Genomic DNA, 16,828 nt, shown 5'->3' with positions numbered 1-16,828 from the left:
GGGGGCGACACGCCACGGGAGGGGCGGGGCGCGCGGCGGGGGCCCCGCGGCGTGACGGACCTGCCCCTGGTCGTCGGCATCTCGGGCGCCTCGGGCGTGATCTACGGCATCCGCCTGCTCCAGATCCTGCGCGACCTCGCGATCCCCGCCCACTTGGTGATGTCGCGCTCGGCCGAGGTGACGCTCGCGCACGAGACGGACCTGAAGGTGGCGGAGGTGCGGGCGCTCGCCGCCCGGACCTACGCGCAGGCCGATATCGGGGCGGCGATCTCCTCGGGCTCCTTCCGGACCCGCGGCATGATCGTGGCCCCCTGCTCGATGCGCAGCATGGCGGAGATCGCCACCGGGGCGACCTCCGGCCTCCTGACCCGGGCCGCGGACGTCACGCTGAAGGAGCGCCGCCGCCTCGTGCTGATGGTGCGCGAGACGCCCCTGCACACGGGCCACCTGCGGACCATGACGGCCCTCTCCGAGATGGGGGCGATCGTGGCGCCGCCGGTGCCGGCCTTCTACGCGAGGCCGGAGAGCCTCGCCGCGATGATCGACCACACGGTGGGCCGCGTCCTCGACCTGTTCGACATCGACTCGGGCGGGGTGCGGCGCTGGCGCGAGGCGGAGGGTTAGGGCCGTCATCCGGCGGCCTCGGCCGTCCCACGCCACATCCGCCAGATCCCTTCGGAATGGCGGATCTGGGCTTCGCTCAGGCGCCGCGCGGGCTCGTGATCCGCCAGATCCCTTCGGGATGGCGGATCTGGGCTTCGCTCAGGCGCCGCGGCCCTCGCACGCGGGGCGTCTCGCGGAAGGTCAGCCGCCCGTGAGGGCGTGCACCAGCGCCGCGCAGGGTGCCCGCGGCAGCGGCCGGCCGAGATGCGCGGCATAGAGATCGAGGTGGCGCCAGGCCGCGGCGGTCGCGTCCGTTCGTGCGCCGGGCGGGGGCGCCAGGGCGGCGAGCGCGCGGAGCGCGAGGCGCTCCGCCTCGATCTCCGCGGCCTTGACCCGCTCCCGCAGCACCTCCGCCCCCGGCGCGGGGAGGAGCGGCGCCTTCATGGCGCGGCGCACCCGCCGCAGCGGCGCCACGACGGCGTCGCGCCAGGGCGCCAGGGCCGCGTCCATCGCGGCGATCGCGGCCGCGTCGAGGGTGCGGCCCGTCGCGGCGCACCAGAGGAGATGGAGGACGAGCGGGACGTCGGCGCCGGCCTCGTCCTGAAGGGCGAGGCAGGCCGGGGCCGCGCCCGGCCGGCCGTAGAGGGCGAGGGCGAAGGTCCAGAGCGGCTCCTCGGGCATCCACACCTCCATGGGAGCGGTCCGGCCAGGCAGAATGGCCAGGCGGACGGGCCAAGCAGACCGGCCAAGCAGACCGGCCCGACGCGATTCCGCTGAGTGTCGCGTTCCCGCATCGTGCGTGCCGCCGAACCGGTGACCGCTTCGGCGAATGGTGCCGGGGACGCGCCCCGCCGGCCCGCGATCGCCGCGACGGGTCCGGGCCCGCGCGGCCGCCCGCTCAGGCGCGGTCGAGGTTGCCTCGGGTCTCCTCCGTCAGCGCGGCGCCGATCAGGTAGACGGCCGTCACGACGGTGGTGAAGATCGCCAGCATCATGGGGATCTGGCTCGGCCCGTCGACCGCCAGCGAGACCAGCGTCGGCAGCATCCCGCCGAGCGCGAAGCCGACGTTCCAGGTCAGGCCGGTGCCGGTCGCCCGCAGGGCGGTCGGAAACTTCTCGTTGAGAAAGATCAGCAGCGGGCCGTAGCTCGCATTGGCGACGAAGGAGAGGACGAGGACGTAGACCGCGAGCAGGGTCGTGTCCGAGGTCTTCGCCATGGCGAGGAACAGGGCCGGGAAGGCGACGAGCCGCAGGACGCCCATCAGCAGGAAGGTGGGCTTGCGCCCGATGCGCTGGCTCAGCTCGCCGAGGGCGCAGGCGCCGAGGGCGGCCGCGACGTTGGCGCCGACCAGCATGATCGAGGCGGTCGCGTTCGGCACCCCGTTCACGAGCTTGAGGAAGGTCGGCAGGTAGCCCGAGGTCAGGTAATAGGCCGCGCCGCCGCCGAAGGAGACCAGGATAGCGACCAGGAAGGCGCGCCGGTGCTCGGCGGAGAACAGCGCGCGGACCGGCGAGGCCACGACGGGCGCCCCGGCGCGGCGGGCCGCCTTGTCGGCCTGGAGCTGCCGGAAGATCGGCGATTCCTCCAGGTTGCGGAACAGCATCAGCCCGACCACCGAGGTCAGCAGGCCCGAGAAGAACATCGCGCGCCACCCCCAGGACGCGAAGGCCTCGCCCGGCGCCATCAGGGAGACGACGTAGAAGATCATCGAGGCGAGCAGGCCGCCGATGGCGGCGCCGCCGCCGCCGACCGCGCCCGACATCAGGCCGCGCCAGCGCTCCGGCACGGATTCGGTCCCGATCGTGTGCGAGGCCGCGACCACGCCGCCCACGAAGATGCCCTGGATCAGCCGGAAGGCCAGGAAGACCGCGGTGGCGAGCCAGCCGATCTGCCCGACGGTCGGCAGCAGCCCGAAGGCCGCCGTCGAGAGGCCGACGCCCATCACCGCCACCATGAGGGCGCGGCGCCGGCCGAGGCGGTCGGCGTAGGAGCCGAACAGGGCCGAGCCGAGCGGCCGGATCAGCAGCGTCACCGCGAAGGACGCGTAGGCGCCCGCCAGCGACAGCATCGGCTTGTCGGCGGGGAAGAACAGCGCCCCGACGACCGGCGCCACGTAGAGCAGGATGAAGAGGTCGAACAGGTCGAGCCCCCACCCGAACAGCGAGGCCATCACGGCGGTGGCCGTCTGGCGGGTCGTGGGTTTGGTCAGCGCGGCGTCCGGCGCCGGGATCGTCGTGGCGGCAGTCACGGGGTTCCTCCTCTGGGAACGCGCGAGGCTCCGGGCAGCCTCGCTGCGCCGGGCAGGCGTCGTGGATCACGCGGCCGGGTCGGCCGCGCGGGCGGGTCCGCTCCGCCGGTCTTGCGGCCGGCTCGGGGGCGGGAATCTGGGCGGGGACCGCCGGGCGAAGGGCGCCGGGCGGGGGGCGCCGGGCGGGGGCGGCCTACGAGCCGCGGAAATTCGGCTTGCGCTTGGCGTGGAAGGCCTCGACGCCTTCGCGGAAATCGTCCGACTGGCGCAGGCGGCTGTAGCAATGGCCCTCGAGCTCGATGGCGATCGCGAGCGTCGAATCCTCGGTGTCGTTGAGGAGCTTCTTGGCCGTGCGCTGGGCGATCGGCGAGAAGGCGCGCAGCTCCTCCACGAGGGCGTCGACCGTCGCCTCCAGTTCGCCGTCCGGCACGCATTCCGTGGCGATGCCCCAGTCGAGCGCCTGCCGGCCCGGGATGCGCTTCGAGCGCATCACGATGTCCTTGGTGCGGGTGATGCCGACGATCTTCTGCAGGCGGGCCGAGCCGCCTGAGCCCGGGATCTGGCCGAGCTTCTGCTCGGGCAGGGCGTACTGGCAGGTCTCCGAGACGATGCGGAAGTCGCAGGCGAGGGAGATCTCGAACCCGACCCCGAACGTGTAGCCGCGATTGGCCGCGATGACCGGCTTCGTGCAGCGGGCGGGCGCCGCGATGTTCCAGGCGAGCTTGGAGACGTGCTCGGGCGAGGCGTCGAGGAAGCCCTTGATGTAGCCGCCCGAGGAGAAGTGCTCGCCCTCGGCCCGCAGCACGATCACCCGCACGCGGTCGTCCTCGTCGAGGGCCTCGAACACCCGGCGGATCTGGTCGCGCTGGGGCATCGCGATCACGTTCATGGGCGGACGGGCGAGGATCACGTCGGCGCGCTCGCGCGCGGGGTCGATCTCGACCCGGAATCCGTCGAGGTCGGACAGGCGGGGATCGCTGGTCATGGCGGAACTCTCTGGTTGGTCGTCGGGGGAGGGGCCGCGTCAGGCGGCGGCGGAGGGGTCGCCCTCGGCCTCGTAGGCGCCGGCGACGAGCTGGCGGCGCAGGAGCTTGCCGACGGGGGATTTCGGGATCTCGGCAACGAAGACGTAGGCGCGCGGGCGCTTGTGGCTCGGGAGGCCGGCGGCGCGGCAATGGGCGTCGAGGGCGGCCTCGTCGGCCGGGCCGCGGCGCTTCACGAAGGCGGTGACGACCTTGCCCCAGCGCTCGTCGGGCAGGCCGACCACCGCGACCTCCGAGACGGCCGGGTGCAGGGACAGGCAGCTCTCGATCTCGACCGGGGAGACGTTCTCGCCGCCCGTGATGATCATGTCGTCGACCCGGCCGGTGACGAAGACGTCGCCGTCCGCGTCCATGAAGCCGGTGTCGCCCGTGAAGTACCAGCCGTTCCGGAAGGCCTTGGCGTCGGCCTCGGGGCGGTGCCAGTAGCCCTCGAAGGCCTCGTCGCCGCGCGCGATGACGGCGATCTCGCCCTCCTCGCCGGGCGCCGCCGCCTCCGGATCGGTGGCGCCGAGCGGCACGATCCGCACCATCGTGTTGAGGCCGGCGCGCCCGGCCGATCCTGGCTTGCCCGCGGCGTCCTGGTTGATCGTGAAGGTGTAGACCTCCGACGAGCCGTAATGGTTGACGAACAGGTCCGGCCGGAAGGCCTCGGTGAGCCGGCGCAGGAGCCCGTCCGTCATGGGCGCGCCCGCGAAGCCGAGCTTGCGCACCGAGGACGTGTCGGTGGCCGCGAAGTCCGGATGGTGGACGAGGTCGTGGTAGAGGGTCGGCACGAGGTAGAGGTTCGTCACCCGCTCGGCCGCGATCAGGCGCAGAGCCGCCGCCACGTCGAAGCGCGGCAGGCACACGAAGGCGCCGCCGATCAACGACATGGCGAGGAGCGAGCGCACCCCCATCGTGTGGTAGAGCGGCATCACGCCGAGCGTGCGCTCGCCGCGCCCGTAGAGGTTCTGGGCCACGTGGGCGAGGGCGGCGGCCCGCTCCGCCCGGTGGCGGCGCGGCACGCCCTTGGGCTTGGCCGTGGTGCCCGAGGTGTAGAGCATCAGCGAGATCGCCTCGGCATCCGCCCGCGGCGCGGCCGGCGCGGCGTCCCGGGCCGCGAGGGCCGCGAAGGCGGTCTCGCCGGGCTCGGGCGGCAGGCCGACCGCGATGCGCGGGCAGGCGCGCGCGCCCCCGCTCGCCCGCACGCTCGGCGCCGACACCTCCTCGTAGGCGAGCGCCTTCGCGCCCGCGTTCCCGACCGCGAAGTCGATCTCCTCGGGGCTGGCGCGCCAGTTGATCGGCGTCAGGACGAGGCCGGCGAACTGGCAGGCCCAGTGGAGCGTCGCCGCCTCCAGGCGGTTCTGCAGCACCGTGACCAGGTGATCTCCGGGCTCAAGGCCGAGCGCGTCGAGCCCCGCGACCACGCCGGAGATGATCCGGTACCATTCGGCGTAGGTGAGGCGGGTCTCGCCGTCCACGATGGCGAGGCCCCGCGGGTCGCGGGAGACGCTCGCCAGGAAGCTGGTGCCGAGGTCAAGCATGGGATGGGGTCTCCTCGATCGCGTCGCCGCGCAGGGCGGCGGCGGCTTCGCAGGCGGCCTCGATGATCGGGGCGTAGCCGGTGCAGCGGCAGAGATGGCCGCCGATCACCTCGGTGAGGTCCGCCCGCGACGCGCGCGGGTGCCGGCGCAGATAGGCGTCGAGCGACATCAGGATGCCGGCCGTGCAGAAGCCGCATTGCAGGGCGTGGTGGCGCCGGAAGGCCGCCTGGAGCAGGCCGAGCCGTCCGGGCTCCGGCGCCAGCCCCTCGACGGTGGTGAGGTCGCAGCCCTCGACCGCGACCGCGAGGGTCAGGCAGGCCCGGGCCGACGCGCCGTCGATCGTCACCGTGCAGGCGCCGCAGACGCCGTGCTCGCAGCCGACATGGGTGCCGGTCATCCCGAGCCCGTGGCGCAGGGCATCGGTCAGCAGCGTGCGCGGCTCGACCTCGACCCGAACCGGGCTGCCGTTCAGCGTGAAGGCGACCGCGTGGCGGGCTCCCGCCCCTAGCTTCGGCATCGGCGCGCCTCCTCTGCGGCGTGGTCCAGAACCCGGCGGCCGAGGCGGCGCACGAGGTCGCGGCGGTAGCGGGCCGTGGCGTGGACGTCGTCGCCCGCGCCGAGGTCCCACGCGAAGGCGTTGAGCGCGTCGTCGAGGGCCGCCCCGTCGAGCGCGGGCCAGTCGCGGGCGGTCGGCCGGTCGGCGACGCCGCCGACCGCGAGGCGCATGCGCGCGCCGTCCACGACGGCCGCGCAGGCCACGATGGCGAAGTCGCCGTGGCGCCGGCCCACCTCCGCGAAGGCGTAGCCCGTGCCCGGGGCGCGCGCGGGCAGGCCGACCGCCTCGACGAGTTCGTCGTCGGCCCGGTCGGTCACCATCATGCCGGCGAAGAACGTCTCCGCGGGCACGCGCCGCGCCCGCTTGGCCGAGCGCAGGTGCACCTCGCCCCCGAGGGCGACGAGGCAGAGCGGGATCTCGGCGCTCGGATCCGCGTGGGCGACGGAGCCGCAGAGCGTGCCGCGGGCCCGGGTCTGGACGTGGCCCACCCAGGGCATCGCGGCGGCGAGGAGGGGCTGCGCCTCGGCGAAGCCCGGCCGGTCGAGGAGGGCGGCCTGCCTCACGCCCGCCGGCACCACGAGGGCGCCGTCGGCGCGCCGGGGCGCGCGCAGGGCCTCGATCCGCATCACGTCGACGAGGAGGGCGGGCTTGGTCAGCCGCATGTTCAGCATCGGCACGAGGGACTGGCCCCCGGCGATGATCCGGGCCTCGTCGCCGTGGCGGGCCAGCGCCTGCAGGGCCTCGTCGAGGCTCTCGGCGCGCAGGTAGTCGAAGCGGGCGGGCTTCATGCCGAGATCCCGAGCATCGCGAGGAGGCGGCGCAGGAGGCCGGGCGCGCCGCCCGCGGCCGCGCCCCCGCCGGCCCGGCGGGCGAGCGCCGCAAAGAACCCGCCGATGATCACCCGGGCCGCCCCGTCGAGGAGCCGCCCGCCCACCGCCGCGACCTTGCCGCCGACCGAGGCCTCGTAGGTGTAGCCGATCCGGGTGCCGCCCCGGCCGTCCGGCTCCAGGGTGATCCGCCCGCGCCCGCCGCCATTGCCGAGCGCCCCCGTCACCGCGCCGGCGAGGGTGGCGGCGCGGGGCGGATCGAGGTCGGAGAGCGTGATGTCGGCCTTGTAGCGCCCCTTCACGGGGCCGACGCCGAGGGTGACGTCGGCGCGGAAATGCGTGTCCGACAGCTTGCGCACCCCGTGCGCGCCGGGGATGACCGAGGTCAGCACGGCGGGATCGAGGAGCATCGCCCAGACCGCCTCGGGAGGGGCCGCGACCGCGGCGGCGCCCTCGCCCCGCATGGTGCGGTCGCCGGGCCGGGCGGCCGCCGCGGCGCGGCCCTCCGGCGGGGCGGGCTCGTCGCCGCCCGCGGCCAGGGCCGCGAGCTTGGCCGGGGTCAGGGGCAGGTCGATGGTCTCGACGCCGAGCGCGTCCGCGACCGCGTTGGCGAGGCAGACCGGCGTCGACATGCAATTGCCCTCCCCGACCCCCTTGGCGCCGAGCGGCGTGAAGGGCGAGGGGCTCTCGAGGTGCAGGACGGTGAGGTCCGGGATCTCGGTCGCGGTCGGCAGGAGGTAGTCGGCGAAGGTCCCGGCCAGGAAGGCCCCGTCCTCGCCGTAGGACAATTCCTCGTAGACGGCCGCGCCCAGGGCCTGCGCGAAGCCGCCGCGCACCTGCCCCTCGACCATCCCGGGATGCAGGATCCGGCCGCAATCGTGCATCGAGACGTAGCGGTCGACGGCGAGCTTGCCGGTCACCGGATCGACCTCGACGCCGCAGAAATCGAAGATGAAGCCGTGGCAGAGGGAGGAATTGACCGCGTCGGCCGGGTCCGGCGCGGTCAGTTCGGGCGGCGACCAGAAGGCGGTCTCGCGGATGACGGCGCCGACCTCGTCCGGCACGAGGCCGGGCGACCAGTGGCTCGTCGCGGCGACGCGCGCGAAGGGGAGGGCGGCGTCCGGGTTCGTGCGCGAGGCGACGCGGCCGCCCGCGAAGACGAGGTCCTCGGCCCGCACGTTGAGCTGGGCCGCCGCGACCTGGGCGAGGCGCGCGCGCAGGCGCGTGGCGGCCTGGTGCGCCACCCCGGCGACCGCGGCGGCAAAGCGGCTGGAATAGTTGCCCGAGGCGATCGACCACGCGTCCTTGGCGGTGTCGAGGTCGGCCGTCACCCGCACCTGATCCATCGGGATGCCGAGGACGTCCGCCACCACCTGGGCGAGCACGGTGCGGTGGCCCTGGCCCTGGGGCACGGAGGCGACCTGCACGGTCACCGAGCCGACCGGGTCGAGGGTGAGGGTCGCGGTGGCCTGGGCGCCGTTCTTCGGGCCGGCCTTGGCCCGCTCGGCGGCGCTCAGCACCGTGGTGATGTAGCCCATGTTCGAGACGCTGGGCTCGACCGCGGCCGTGAAGCCGATGCCGTAGAGCCGGCCCGCCGCCCGGGCCTCGTCGCGGCGGCGGCGCAGGACCGCGAGGTCGCCGTCCCGGACCGCCTCGTCGAGGGCGCGCGGGTAGTCGCCCGAATCGTAGAGCGCCCCGGTCGCGGTCCGGTACGGGAAGGCGTCGGCCGGGATCAGGTTGCGGCGGATCACGTCGAGCGGGTCGAGGCCGAGCGTCGCGGCGATGCGCTGCACGAGGCGCTCGAGCGGGTAGTAGACCTGCGGGCCGCCGAAGCCGCGCACGAGGCCGGTCGGCGTCTTGTTGGTGAGCACCACCCGGTTGCGGATGCGCACGTGCCGGATCGCGTAGGCGCCCGTCATGTTGCCGTGCATCCGGTAGAGGGTCGCCGGCTCCGGCGCGCGCAGGGTGGCGCCGCAATCCTCCACCTGGTCCCAGTCGAGGACGGCGATGCGGCCCTCCCCGTCGAACCCCGCCGTCAGGGTGGTGACGCGGTTCGTCGCCGAGACCGAGGCGGCGAGGTGCTCCATCCGGTCCTCGATCCACTTGACCGGCCGTCCGACCGCCCGGGCGGCGGCGGCGATCAGGACCGCGTAGGGCGCGACCCCCTGCTTGACCCCGAAGCTGCCGCCGGAATCCGGCGGCGTGCGCAGGCGCAGGCGGTTGCCCGGGACCTTGAGCGCGCGGGCCATCACCGCGTGGATGCTGAAAGGCCCCTGGAAGTTGGCGAGGATGTCGTAGGACCCGTCGCCCGGGTCGTACTCGGCGAGGACCCCGTAGGTCTCCATCGGCGAGCCGGTGTTGCGCGGGTAGCGGACCGTCACCGAGAGGGTGCGGTGGGCCTGCGCGAAGGCGGTCTCCGGGTCGCCGTACCGGAAGGAGCGGTCGCTGACGAGGTTGCGGCCCACGCCCTCGTGCAGCACCGGGGCGTCCGGCTCCAGCGCCGCCAGCGGGTCGATGACGGCGGGACGGGCCCGGTAGGCGACCTCGATCAGGTCGCAGCCGTCCTCGGCGAGGTAGCGGTCCTGCGCCAGCACGACGGCGACCGGCTCGCCGACGTAGCGGACCCGGTCGACCGCGATCGCGCGCGCGTCGACGGCGGCGCGCAGGGCCGGCACGAGGGGCCCGGCGAGGTCGAGGAGGTCGCTCCCGGTGAGCACCGCCGCCACGCCCGGAAGCGCCCGGGCGGCCGCGGCGTCGATGGCGAGAATGTCCGCGTGCGCGTGCGGCGAGCGCAGGATTGCCGCGTGCAGCGTGCCCGGCCTGTGCCCGAGATCGTCGATGTAGCGGCCGCGTCCGGACAGGAGAGCCGCGTCCTCGACGCGCTCGACCGACTGCCCGACGGAGCGGCGTTGCTCGATGCCCAATGCTCGCTTCCTCGCCCGAGGCTCTTGACCCGAGTCTCTTTGACCCGAGTCTCTTTGACCCGAGCCTCTTTGACCCGAGCCTCTTGGCAGGCCTCGTCGCGGACAATCTGCCTCCGGGCGCCGGCGGGCCGTGAGGCGCGCCCGTCTCACGACTTACCGAAACGTCTCAAAATCCGAGCGGGGCGGCCGCGCGGGCCGATCCGCGGCCGCGTCCTCGCCGGAGGCCCGATCAGATCTGTCCTTCGATCCGGGGATGCTGCCGATCCTCAACTATGGTCCGATCCTCCCCTCCGCAGAGCACCGGATCGAGGGGTCGGACATGAATCTGGACAATTCGGGCCCGCCGCAGCCCGCCCGGGCGCGGCGCGAGGAGAGGCCGCTGACCTGGGACGAGTTGCGCGACCGGGATCCGTGCATCGAGGCGAGCGAGCCGGTGCCGGAGACCCTGCGCCACCTCTGGTCCGACCTCTCCGTCGCCAGGGCGGTCCCGGACCAGACGACGCGCAAGGGGATGGGCAGCCCGCGCGAGCGCATCGCGCCGCATCGCCCGGCCTGGGTCTCGTCCGCCGTGAGGCCGGTGCAGGCACCCCGAAGGCTGCCGCCCCGCCTGGTCCATCGCGGGATCCCGGTCGACCCGCTCGTCGTCTGGGGGGAGGACGACCGGCGGAGCTACGACGACACCCGGTACCCGTGGGGCTGCGTGTGCAAGATCCTGAGTTCCGGGAAGACCGGGTCGGGCGTGCTCGTCGGCCCGCGCCACGTCCTGACGGCGAGCCACGTGGTGAATTGGGGCGGCACCGCCGAGACGATCGAGGTGCACCGGGCCGGCGCGACCGCCGCGGCGACCGCCAGGACCGTCCGGCGGTGGACCTTCACCAAGATCACCGGCGATCCCGGCGCCAGCACGGTCGACGAGGATTACGCGGTCCTGGTGGTCGATCAGCGCCTGGGCGACCGCTTCGGCTGGATGGGCGTGCGCACCTACGACAGCGCCTGGGACGAGGAGGATTGGTGGTGGAACATCGGCTATCCGGACGACGTGTCGGCGGGCCTGTTCCCGATCTACCAGCGCAACAAGAAGCTCGACGAGGACGCGTGGGATTACGGCTCCGGCCGGGCGATGACGACCGCGGCCGACCTGATGCCGGGCCAGTCCGGCGGGCCGATGTTCGGGTTCTGGTCCGACGGTCCCTTCGTGGTCGCGGTCGTGTCGGCCGTCGGGAACGTCTTTCTGACCGGGACCGAGAATTACTGCTCGGGCGGGTCCGATCTCACGAGCCTCGTGAGCCAGGCGCGGAGCGGCGATCCCTGAGGGGGTCCTCGACGCGGCGGGCAGCGCTCCCGGGACGCGCCGCCGCGCGGGTCAGGCCGCGCAGGCGGCGGTCCGGCGCACGATCGTGCGGAAGACGCTCGGCGGCACGCTGACATGGTCGCGGAAGAAGCGCGAGAAATGCGCGGGCGCCGAGAAGCCGAGCTTGGTGCCGAGATCCGCGAGGCTCTCGTCGCCGCCGACGATCGCCTCCACGGCGCGCTCGACGCGGATCGCGTTCAGGAAGACGTGCGGCGAGGCGCCGGTGGTCCGCTCGAACAGGCGGTAGAAATGGGCCCGCGACAGGCCGGCCTCCCGCGCCAGGGCGTCGGCGCCGAGGCCGAGCCCCTCCTCCCCGCGCATCCGCGCGATGGCGCGCCGCACGCGCCAATCCCCCCGCGCGGACCGGCTCGCCTCGCGCAGGGACGTGCCGATCTCGCGCCACTTCGTGAAGCGCTCGATCAGGGCGATCATCAGCCCCGGCAGCAATTCGTCGCGCACGCGCCGCGACCCGGGCGCGTAGACCATCTCGGCGGCGAGGTCGCGCACCAGCGCGCGGATCGGCGCCGTCACCTGCCCGGCGGGCTCGTGGAAGAAGCCCGGGGCGCCGCTCGCCGACCAATTGTGCCGGAAGGCGCCGAGCCACGCCGGCTCGATGTAGAGGGCGAGGATCATCGCCGGCTCGCGGCGCGGATCGTGCAGGTAGGCGTGGGTCTCCCAGGCGTTGACGAGCACCGCCTGCATGTCCGTCAGGCTGACCACCCGCTCCCCGACCAGGAACTGCGTGTCGTCGCCCTCCACCTTGAGCAGCACGTGACAATGCGGATGGGCGTGCCGGACCAGCCCGCGATCCATGTCGAGCAGGGCGACGCGGCCGAAATCTCCGTACGCGATCTCGAGAGCCTCAGACATCGTCGGAATCTAGCACCCGGCCACGGCCGCTGCCAGCCGCGGACGGGCTCATTCGCGGCCTCTACTTTCGCGGCAGCGTCGCGGCCGGCCCGGACACCGGCAACGGGGCCGGCGCGCCGGGGCTCGGCCGGGCCAGCAGGCGGTCGGCCCCCATCACGACGAGCGGGATGACGAGGGCCACGTAGGCGTTGTCGATTCCGAAGGGATCGCCCGCCAGGAACCAGCCGATCGTGAGCACGAGGGAGGACAGGATGCTGACGACGGCGGCGCGCGGCCGGGCGAACTGGGGCGCGTAGAAGGCGAACAGCACCAGGACCGCCAGCGTGGTGCGCAGGGACTTGGCCAGGAAGGTGACCTTCAGGATGTCCGGCGCGTAGATCGCCAGCGGGATCGGGACGAGGCCGACGACGACCGTGGCGACGCGCACGAAGGCGAGCGCGCCGCGCCCCTCCTCGCCGCGCAGGGGCAGGTAGAAGTCCTTGTAGAGGAGCGTCGCCGCCCCGATGCTGAGGGCGGAGATCGTGCCGAACAGCGAGCCGGCGAGCCCCGCGACCACGATCGCGGCGAGGAGGTCGTCCATCCGGCCGATCAGGGCGGGCAGCACCTGGATCGGCGGCAGGGCCGGCATCAGCACCCCGCCGCAGACCCCGACGAGGGCGGCGAGGAGGCCGAAGGGCACGAGGAGGACCGCGCACCAGAAGCTCGCCGCCCGGGCCGTGCGCCCGTCCTCCACCGTGTTGATCGCCTGGATCACGTACTGCGTGGAGAAGACCGCCCCGATCCCCGCCACGAGCCACGCGAAGATCTGCGCCCACCCGACCGTGTCGGCCGCGAACATCCGGGCCGGGACCTGCGCCTGCAGGGTGCCGAGGCCGCCGACCTGCGAGAGCGCGAAGACGGCGGCGACCAGGATGCCGATGTACTTGACGAGGGCGTGCAGGACGTTGGTGTAGATCACCGAGTGCATGCCGCCGACGCCGACGTAGAGCGTCGCCACCACCCCGGTGAGGACGATCGCGGTGCTGCGGTCGACCCGCAGCAGCCCCGACAGGACGGTGCCGCCCCCCGCATAGGTCGAGATCGCCACGATCTGCAGGGCGAAGATCATGATCACCGAGGTGGCGAGCTTGGTCGGCCGGCCGTAGGCCCGCGCCAGGGCGCCCGAGATCGTGTTCTCGCCGAGCGTCTTGAACCGGTCCGCGAGGAAGAACGCGTAGAGCATGAAGCCGATGCCGAGCGCCGCGATGTTCCAGGCCGCCGAGAGGCCGACCTTCACGGCCGTCTGGGTGGTGCCGACGCTCGCCGCGGTGCCGATGAACTCGGACATCAGCAGGAAGCCGATCAGCACCGCGGGGTAGCGCGCGCCCCCCGAGGTGAAGCTGCCGGCGCTCCTGGCGTGGCGGCGCGCGACGAGGCTGATCACGCCCATCGCGGCCATGTAGGCCAGCGTGAGCGACAGCACGATCCAGTTCGGCTGCATGGCGGCCCGGTCCGTCAGCCGGCCGCGGCGCGGCGCGGGGCGCGAGACGTGATCATGGTTCCTCCCGGTTCTTCTAGGGGCGGTCGCGCGTGGAGACTTGCGTCGGATGCGCTCGCGTCGGACCCGATCGTGCGTGCGGAGAAACTCTTCAGCAAATAGAGAAAACTGATCTCGCCGATCAGCCGCCATGATGTCGGCGGCTCGCCCCGCCCGGGCGGGCGGTGCCGGACGGGCCGCGATCCCGCCGCGTCCGCGACCGTCCCGGCCGCGTTGCCCCGCGCCGGCTTCGCCGGTTGCGCAGTGAAGGCTTGGCCATGCTCCCCATCGGCTCGACCGCCCCGTCCCTGACCGGAATGACCGCCCTGGTGATCGGCGGCTCCAGCGGCATCGGCGAGGCCGCCGCCCACGGCTTCGCCCGGGCCGGCGCCCGCATCGCCATCGCGGCGCGCCGCCCGGAGAAGCTCGACGCGGCGCTGGACCGACTCCGGGCGCTCAGCCCCGCGGCGCGCGCCTCCGCGGCCGACGTGACCGAGCCCGGCGCCGCGCCGAGCCTCGCCGGGTGCTGACCGTGGACGGTGGCTACCTCGCGGGCGGGATCTGAGCCGGGCCCCGGGGAGGCGCGGGGGTGTTCCGGCGCCGCCGCGCGTGCCACAACGCGCGGGATCGAGCGGGCCGCCGCGGCCCTCCGGCCGCGGGGAGGCGGCCGCTCCGACCGGGGGAGTTCACCGTGATCCACGTCCTCGCCATCATCACGGCCAAGCCCGGCAAGCGGGACGAGGTGCTGGAGGCCTTCCGGGCGAACCTGCCCGCCGTCCACGCCGAGGACGGCTGCATCGAGTACGGGGCCGCGATCGATGCCGAGGGCGCCGGCCCCTCCCAGGCGCCGCTCGGCGCGGACACTTTCGTGGTGATCGAGAAATGGGCCAGCCTCGACGCGCTGCGGGCCCACGCGGCCGCGCCGCACATGCTGGCCTTCGGGGCGCGCACGAGGGACCTCGTCGCCTCGCGGGCGATCCACGTGCTCTCGCCGGCGTGAGCGCGGGCGCGCCGCGCGCGCCGCGACGCGGCGGATGGCGGCGCGTCGGAAAACGCGGCAAAAGCGGCGCGCGCGCAGGACCCGGTTCGACCCGAACGAACCTCGCGCCCGGCCCGTCCCATCCCGACCGAGCTTCGACCCCACGATGCATCACGCGGTGCCCCCCACGCCCCCGGCCGACCTCACCGGCGACCTCTCCCCGCGCATGCGCGGGATCGGCACGAGCCAGATCGGGCTCGTGGCCGACCGCGGCCGGGACGATCCCGAGGTGGTGAAGCTGTGGATCGGGGAGGGCGACCTGCCGACGCCGCCCTTCATCGTGGAGGCGGCGCACCGGGCCATGCAGGCCGGGCACACGCGCTACGCCACGTCGCTCGGCCTGCCGCGCCTGCGCGAGGCGCTCGCCGCCTATCACGCCCGGCACTGGGGCGTGGACGTCCCACCTGACCGCTTCGCCGTCACGGCGGGCGGCATGAACGCGATCATGCAGGCGGCGCAGGCGCTCCTCGAACCCGGCGACGAGATCATCGTCCCGTCCCCCGCCTGGCCGAACCTGGCGGAGGCCGTGCGCATCGCCGGCGGGGTGCCGGTCACGGTGCCCTACCGGGTCCTGGCCGACGGCCGCTTCGCGCTGCCGCTCGCCGCGATCGAGGCGGCCCTGACCCCGCGCACCCGGGTGCTGGTGGTGAACTCGCCCTCGAACCCGACCGGCTGGACGATGCCGCTGGCGGAGATGAAGGCCCTGCGCGACCTCGCCCGGGCCCGCGGCCTCTGGATCCTCTCGGACGAGGTCTACGCGCACTTCACCTACGGCAACGCGATCGCGCCGTCCTTCCTGCAGATCTGCACGGAGGACGACCGGCTGATCGTCACCAACACCTTCTCCAAGAACTGGGCCATGACGGGCTGGCGGGCGGGCTGGCTGGTCCACCCGCGCGGCCTCGGCCCCACCTTCGCCAAGCTCGGCCAGTACAACACGACCTCGATCCCGACCTTCATCCAGCACGCCGCCGTGGCGGCGCTCGACGAGGGCGACGGCTTCATCCGCACGATGGTCAATCGCTGCGCCGAGAGCCGGGAGATCCTGGTCTCCGGCCTGTCGCGCCTGCCCGGCGTCACGGTGGCGATGCCCGAAGGCGCGTTCTACCTGATGGCCCACGTGGCGGGCGGCGAGTCCAGCCTCGACCTCGCCTTCCGGCTCCTGCGCGAGGCGAAGGTCGGGGTCGCGCCGGGCACCGCCTTCGGCCCGGAGGGCGAGGGATTCATCCGCCTCTGCTTCGCGATCAGCCCGGGGCTGGCCCGCGAGGCCGTGTCCCGCCTCTCCGCAAGCCTCGGGCGCTGACCGGCGCGGGCGCCTCCGCGCGGGGTCTCCCGGCCGCGGCGCCGCCGAACCGGGGACCGCTTCGGGCCATCACGCGTTGGACCATCTCGCACCTTCGACACGAGCTCATGGCGTGGCGAAGGTGCGAGAAGGGAACCGACGGTCACGAGAGATGACCGTCGGTATCGGAGGCGGCCCGCGCCGCCGCCCTGGCGCGATCATGGGGGACACCATGGCCGGAGGTTCATCCAAGCCGTCCGAGAAGGCTTCCGAGCCGGAACACCGCGAGGCGAGCGCGTTCGGCGAGTACAGTTCGCCGCCCTGCTTCATGCACGAACTCGACCCGGCCTCCCTCGGCCTCGGGGCGGCCGGCGGCCCGGGAGCGTCCGCCGAAGGCGGCGCGCCGGACTGGCCGACGGTGAGGCGGTGGCGGAAGGAGACCCGGGCCGCCCTGATCGCGCGGCGCATGCAGATCTCGGCCCAGGAGCGGGAGGCGTGGAGCGCGCGCATCGGCCGCGGGCTCGAGGCCGCGCTCGCCGGGGCGCCCGGCGGGCTGATCGGCTTCTACTGGCCCTTCCGGGGCGAGTTCGATGCCCGGCCCGTCCTGACGGCGCTGCGGGAGAGGGGCACCCGCCTCGCGCTGCCGGTCGTCGTCGAGAAGGCGCAGCCGCTGCAGTTCCGGGAGTGGCGGCCCGGGATCGCGATGACCCGCGGCGTCTGGGACATCCCGATCCCGGCCGAGGGCGAGGCGGTGCATCCCGACGTGCTGATCGCGCCGCTCGTCGGCTACGATCCGGCCGGCTACCGCCTCGGCTACGGGGGCGGCTTCTACGACCGCACGATCGCGGCCATGCCGGTCAGGCCCCGGGTGATCGGCGTCGGCTTCGCGCTCGCCCGCCTCGACACGATCCACCCTCAGCCGCACGACGTGCCCATGGACGTCATCGTCACCGAGGAGGGCGCGCAGCCGCGCCCGGCGCCCGCCGGCTGAGGCGGGCGCCGATCCGCTCCGGGGAGAGGATCACCTTCCGATCGGCGCGGGTCTC

The 16,828-nt window shown here is 74.0% G+C and carries 15 protein-coding genes; 6 read left to right on the top strand and 9 right to left on the bottom strand.

Annotated elements, in window-relative coordinates; all coding sequences use genetic code 11:
* Positions 1-51 precede the first annotated feature (51 nt).
* On the top strand, positions 52-624 hold the full coding sequence (locus M446_RS06195) for a UbiX family flavin prenyltransferase (RefSeq protein WP_012331243.1): 573 nt from the start codon (positions 52-54) through the stop codon (positions 622-624).
* 180 nt (positions 625-804) lie between these two features.
* On the opposite strand, the gene M446_RS06190 is transcribed toward M446_RS06195, so the two are convergent.
* The 7 genes from M446_RS06190 to M446_RS06160 form a co-directional block, all read right to left on the bottom strand.
* A complete protein-coding gene (locus M446_RS06190; protein WP_012331242.1) occupies positions 805-1,296 on the bottom strand; it encodes a TIGR02444 family protein in 492 nt (163 codons plus the stop codon).
* A 205-nt stretch (positions 1,297-1,501) separates the two neighbouring features.
* Positions 1,502-2,851, bottom strand: a complete 1,350-nt coding sequence (locus M446_RS06185) for an MFS transporter (RefSeq protein ID WP_012331241.1) — start codon at positions 2,849-2,851, stop codon at positions 1,502-1,504.
* A gap of 193 nt (positions 2,852-3,044) precedes the next feature.
* Positions 3,045-3,836: an enoyl-CoA hydratase/isomerase family protein gene (locus M446_RS06180; protein WP_012331240.1), complete on the bottom strand. Its 792-nt coding sequence runs from the start codon at positions 3,834-3,836 to the stop codon at positions 3,045-3,047.
* A gap of 39 nt (positions 3,837-3,875) precedes the next feature.
* Positions 3,876-5,417 (bottom strand): AMP-binding protein, encoded by a 1,542-nt coding sequence (locus tag M446_RS06175; RefSeq protein ID WP_012331239.1) that lies wholly within the window; start codon positions 5,415-5,417, stop codon positions 3,876-3,878.
* Complete coding sequence (locus M446_RS06170; RefSeq protein WP_012331238.1) at positions 5,410-5,934, bottom strand: (2Fe-2S)-binding protein; 525 nt, start codon at positions 5,932-5,934, stop codon at positions 5,410-5,412. The genes M446_RS06175 and M446_RS06170 overlap by 8 nt, the downstream gene beginning before the upstream one ends.
* Positions 5,922-6,761 (bottom strand): FAD binding domain-containing protein, encoded by an 840-nt coding sequence (locus tag M446_RS06165; RefSeq protein ID WP_012331237.1) that lies wholly within the window; start codon positions 6,759-6,761, stop codon positions 5,922-5,924. The genes M446_RS06170 and M446_RS06165 overlap by 13 nt, the downstream gene beginning before the upstream one ends.
* Positions 6,758-9,724, bottom strand: coding sequence for a xanthine dehydrogenase family protein molybdopterin-binding subunit (locus M446_RS06160; protein ID WP_012331236.1), 2,967 nt, complete (start codon positions 9,722-9,724; stop codon positions 6,758-6,760). Before M446_RS06160 ends, M446_RS06165 begins: the two co-directional genes overlap by 4 nt.
* Positions 9,725-10,043: 319 nt before the next feature.
* Here M446_RS06160 and M446_RS06155 point away from each other — a divergent pair, with 319 nt between their 5' ends.
* Positions 10,044-11,036 carry a trypsin-like serine peptidase gene (locus M446_RS06155; protein WP_265576545.1) on the top strand — a complete coding sequence of 331 codons (993 nt, stop codon included), beginning with the start codon at positions 10,044-10,046 and terminating at the stop codon, positions 11,034-11,036.
* A 51-nt stretch (positions 11,037-11,087) separates the two neighbouring features.
* Here the strand turns inward: M446_RS06155 and M446_RS06150 are convergent, their stop codons facing one another.
* A complete protein-coding gene (locus M446_RS06150) occupies positions 11,088-11,945 on the bottom strand; it encodes an AraC family transcriptional regulator (protein ID WP_012331234.1) in 858 nt (285 codons plus the stop codon).
* A gap of 61 nt (positions 11,946-12,006) precedes the next feature.
* Complete coding sequence (locus tag M446_RS06145; RefSeq protein WP_012331233.1) at positions 12,007-13,425, bottom strand: sodium:solute symporter family protein; 1,419 nt, start codon at positions 13,423-13,425, stop codon at positions 12,007-12,009.
* A gap of 314 nt (positions 13,426-13,739) precedes the next feature.
* On the opposite strand from M446_RS06145, the gene M446_RS06140 reads away from it, so the two are divergent.
* From M446_RS06140 to M446_RS06125, 4 genes are all read left to right on the top strand, one after another.
* Positions 13,740-13,991 carry an SDR family NAD(P)-dependent oxidoreductase gene (locus M446_RS06140; RefSeq protein ID WP_012331232.1) on the top strand — a complete coding sequence of 84 codons (252 nt, stop codon included), beginning with the start codon at positions 13,740-13,742 and terminating at the stop codon, positions 13,989-13,991.
* A gap of 161 nt (positions 13,992-14,152) precedes the next feature.
* Positions 14,153-14,461 (top strand): putative quinol monooxygenase, encoded by a 309-nt coding sequence (locus M446_RS06135; RefSeq protein ID WP_012331231.1) that lies wholly within the window; start codon positions 14,153-14,155, stop codon positions 14,459-14,461.
* A gap of 145 nt (positions 14,462-14,606) precedes the next feature.
* Positions 14,607-15,803 (top strand): pyridoxal phosphate-dependent aminotransferase, encoded by a 1,197-nt coding sequence (locus M446_RS06130; protein WP_012331230.1) that lies wholly within the window; start codon positions 14,607-14,609, stop codon positions 15,801-15,803.
* Between the two features lie 211 nt (positions 15,804-16,014).
* On the top strand, positions 16,015-16,773 hold the full coding sequence (locus M446_RS06125; RefSeq protein WP_012331229.1) for a 5-formyltetrahydrofolate cyclo-ligase: 759 nt from the start codon (positions 16,015-16,017) through the stop codon (positions 16,771-16,773).
* Positions 16,774-16,828: the final 55 nt, after the last annotated feature.

The organism is Methylobacterium sp. 4-46, assembly GCF_000019365.1.
In the GTDB taxonomy this organism is placed as follows: domain Bacteria; phylum Pseudomonadota; class Alphaproteobacteria; order Rhizobiales; family Beijerinckiaceae; genus Methylobacterium.
The sequence above is the reverse complement of the archived record's forward strand: the minus strand, read 5'-3'. Positions and strand labels throughout refer to the sequence as shown.

Excerpts from the sequence above, each read along its gene's own strand:
- M446_RS06175 (WP_012331239.1), bottom strand. The coding sequence starts at position 5,417 with ATGCTTGACCTCGGCACCAGCTTCCTGGCGAGCGTCTCCCGCGACCCG.
- M446_RS06155 (WP_265576545.1), top strand. The coding sequence starts at position 10,044 with ATGAATCTGGACAATTCGGGCCCGCCGCAGCCCGCCCGGGCGCGGCGC.
- M446_RS06170 (WP_012331238.1), bottom strand. The coding sequence starts at position 5,934 with ATGCCGAAGCTAGGGGCGGGAGCCCGCCACGCGGTCGCCTTCACGCTG.
- M446_RS06165 (WP_012331237.1), bottom strand. The coding sequence starts at position 6,761 with ATGAAGCCCGCCCGCTTCGACTACCTGCGCGCCGAGAGCCTCGACGAG.
- M446_RS06190 (WP_012331242.1), bottom strand. The coding sequence starts at position 1,296 with ATGGAGGTGTGGATGCCCGAGGAGCCGCTCTGGACCTTCGCCCTCGCC.
- M446_RS06130 (WP_012331230.1), top strand. The coding sequence starts at position 14,607 with ATGCATCACGCGGTGCCCCCCACGCCCCCGGCCGACCTCACCGGCGAC.
- M446_RS06145 (WP_012331233.1), bottom strand. The coding sequence starts at position 13,425 with ATGCAGCCGAACTGGATCGTGCTGTCGCTCACGCTGGCCTACATGGCC.
- M446_RS06140 (WP_012331232.1), top strand. The coding sequence starts at position 13,740 with ATGCTCCCCATCGGCTCGACCGCCCCGTCCCTGACCGGAATGACCGCC.
- M446_RS06180 (WP_012331240.1), bottom strand. The coding sequence starts at position 3,836 with ATGACCAGCGATCCCCGCCTGTCCGACCTCGACGGATTCCGGGTCGAG.
- M446_RS06125 (WP_012331229.1), top strand. The coding sequence starts at position 16,015 with ATGGCCGGAGGTTCATCCAAGCCGTCCGAGAAGGCTTCCGAGCCGGAA.
- M446_RS06150 (WP_012331234.1), bottom strand. The coding sequence starts at position 11,945 with ATGTCTGAGGCTCTCGAGATCGCGTACGGAGATTTCGGCCGCGTCGCC.